General features: G+C 45.8%; 1 protein-coding gene. It reads left to right on the top strand.

Annotation, left to right across the window (positions count from 1 at the left end):
• Nucleotides 1-14: 14 nt before the first annotated feature.
• Nucleotides 15-3,480: tandem-95 repeat protein (locus tag VJL_RS27205; protein WP_227741182.1), on the top strand; the 3,466-nt coding region annotated here is incomplete at its 3' end.

Genomic DNA, 3,480 nt, shown 5'->3' with positions numbered 1-3,480 from the left:
CAAGCGGTTTGGAAGTGAGTCAGACGGTTGATTTTGCGGTTAATGCCGTTGCCGATATCGTCTCAGATAGTGCAGATATCGTTGAAGATACGCCAACCGTTTTGAACGTGTTGGGTAACGATACTTTCGAAGGCCAATCACCAGTTGTTACAGTGGAATCTGGAGATGGTCCAACTAACGGCAGTGTGGTTGTGAACGACGACGGAACAATCACTTACACACCGAACCAAGATTACAACGGTGCTGACGAGTTCACTTACACAGTCACGTCTGGTGGTGTAACTGAGACTACGACGGTCTCTCTAAACGTTACTCCTGTCAATGACAAGCCAGTAGTGGAAAACACCATTGCAGACCAAGTTCTACCAGAGGACTTTACGCCTTATACCATCGATTTAAATGACGCGTTTAGTGATGTTGACGACGCAGACAGCGAATTGACGTTTAGTGTTTCTGGTAACAGCAATATCCAAGTTTCGATTGTTAATGGTATTGCGACGATTACACCAACTGCAGACTGGAATGGTTCTGAAGAGCTGACGTTTACCGCGACAGACCCAAGTGGTTTGGAAGTGAGCCAGACAGTTGATTTCACGGTTAATGCCGTCGCCGATATTGTCGCTGATAGTGCAGATATCGTTGAAGACACACCAACAATTTTGGATGTGTTAGACAATGATAGTTTCGAAGGGCAATCACCAGTTGTATCCGTAGAAGCGGGCAATGGCCCAGCAAATGGCAGTGCGGTTGTGAACAACGACGGCACCATTACTTACACGCCTAATCAAGATTACAACGGCGCAGATGAATTCACTTATACAGTCACCTCCGGCGGTGTAACCGAAACCACAACAGTTACGCTGAACGTCACACCAGTTAACGACAAGCCACTTAACGAAGACTTTGACCATAGCGCTGACGAACTTATTACTAACGTAATTTTTGATACTGATGATAAGCCTTTGGACCAAGGTTCAGAAAGCGATCATATTTCTGACGTTGAGGATGACTTAAATGGTGATGATCTTCAGATCCGAATAACAGAGCTACCTACATCTGGCACCTTGTATTTCAAAGATGAAAATGGCGATCTTCAAGAAATTACATCGGCCGATGGCTCGTTGTACAACAAAGACAGCATCTACTACGAAGCGGATAATGTTGGGTTCTTGCTTGGTATCAAAGACAGACCTAATTCTCCAAATGGAGAAGAGTCAACGACGGATTTCTACAACTGGGGTTTAAGTGCAGACGGTGGTGAGTCACACAGTCGAACCGAATATCTAGTAAATGGAGCGTCTATTGATATCTCCTCCGATAGTGGTGTGCTAGCTCAATACAACCGAGAAGTCTCACATATTGGTCATGGTATTGCTGATAACGATGGCCAAGGCATTCAGCGCGGCGAAACCATCAGCATTGATTTGTCTGAGAACCCTGTTGGCAGCGTGAATCTTGGTCTGGATGGCCTAGGAGGCTTGTTTGAGCACGGCGACAACAATGCTGCTCTTATCACGGTGACATACCTTGATGCTAACGGCACAGAGCAAACTCAAGTTATTGAGTTCTTGAAGCCAGAAGGCAACAACATGCTATTCCAGGAGACTAGTATTGGCTTCGGTAAGGATTACCCTCTACCTGAAGGGGCGGTAATTACTCAATTAGACCTCTCGACCAAAACATCTGGGAATTGGGAGTTGCGTTATGTAGAGGGCTTCCCACCTGAAGATAGTTTTGTCTACGTTGTAGTTGATTCTGGTAACGCTGAAAGTGACCCTGCAACGGTTACTATTGCTAATCAGGTTCTAGACGGCAACGTGTCGGAGAACGGTCCGGATCTATCTTTAACAGGGAACACTGTTACAGAAGGAGAAGACGTTACGTTTTCTGTGGTACTGGATGAGGCGACAGAAACGGCGGTTAAGTATCCAATAACTACATTGGCTCCAGGCTCATCGGCAAATGATTCAGACGTCAACCTATCTAATGCAACGTACACGAATGGTGTTGTTTTTGCCGGGGGCTACCTGATTGTTCCTGCCGGTGTTAGTAGCTTCGAAATCATTGTGCCAACGATTGATGATCTTGTTGTTGAAAATGACGAGACGATGGAAGTTGAAATCGGTAGCGAGTCGGGCTCATCAACAATCTTAGACAATGATAGTACATCACTTTCAGTGAGTAATGCTGGCGACGTGAGTGAAGGTTCTGACGCAGTATTCACAGTGTCGCTGTCTAACGAAGTTCAAAGTCCTGTTGTCGTCAATCTAAGTCCAAAGACAGATGGCAACTACACCGCTGAAGATGAAGATCTTGGTAACATGACTGTGACTTATATTGACGGAAAAGGCCAAGAGCAGACTCTGGATGTTAGTCCAAGTGGAGACGTTACTATTCCTGCCGGAGTTACTGATATCACGGTAACAATAACAACGACACAAGACGATGTTTACGAAGGCGCAGAGTCTTTTGGCTTGGTGGTGACCGAATCCGGCGGTATTACATCAAATGGCGTGGCGAGTGGTGAGGCGGTGATAAAGGATGATGGCTCAGCTGTAGGCCCAACAACGCCAGATAACGATAAGCCGCTGCTATCTATCAGCGGTGGTGGTGATATTAATGAAGGGGAAGAAGCAATATTTGTTGTTTCTTTGTCTAATCAAACAGAGTCACCGGTCGCTATCAATTTAGCCACGAGCACGAGTGGCGCATATACAGCAGAAAACTCTGACATTAAAGATTTTGTCGTAACCTACAAAGACAGTGAAGGCGAAACGAAATCACTAACCGTTTCAGACAATGGTGATGTCACTATTCCTGCTGGTATTACTGCAATCGAAGTATCTGTTCCTACGACTCAGGATGATGTTTACGAAGGCTCTGAGAGCTTTGGTCTAGTTGCGACGGAGTCTGCTGGCATCACTTCAAATGGTTCTGTCGTTGGTCAAGCGAACATAAAAGATGACGGCTCTATTGTGGTGCCGACAACACCAGACAACGACAAGCCTGCGCTAACCGTAGATGGTGGCGGGAATGTCGATGAAGGTGAAAATGCAGTCTTTACGGTTTCGTTATCAAATCAAACTGAAAGTGCTGTTGTTGTTAACCTATCGGTAGAGACGGACGGAAACTTTTCAGCAGAGGATAATGACCTTGGCGATTTAGTTGTGACTTATGTAGACACTAATGGCCAAACACAATCATTGAATGTTGATGGAAATGGGAATGTAACAATACCTGCGGGAATCCAGGATATCACGGTTACTGTGCCGACTAACGAAGATCATATCTACGAGGGAAATGAAACGTTTGGCCTCACTGTGACAGAAAGTAATGGGGTGACGACTAATGGTCAAGCGACTGGCCAGGCGACAATTTTAGACGCAGAAAGTGCACCGAAAGTCAGCATTGTCGCCGACCAAGATAGCGTCAACGAAGGTCAAACCGCAGGCTTTACTGTGAGCTTGGATCAAGTCGCTG

Source organism: Vibrio jasicida CAIM 1864 = LMG 25398 (genome assembly GCF_000400365.1).
GTDB classification, from domain to species: Bacteria; Pseudomonadota; Gammaproteobacteria; order Enterobacterales; family Vibrionaceae; genus Vibrio; species Vibrio jasicida.
The sequence above is the reverse complement of the archived record's forward strand: the minus strand, read 5'-3'. Positions and strand labels throughout refer to the sequence as shown.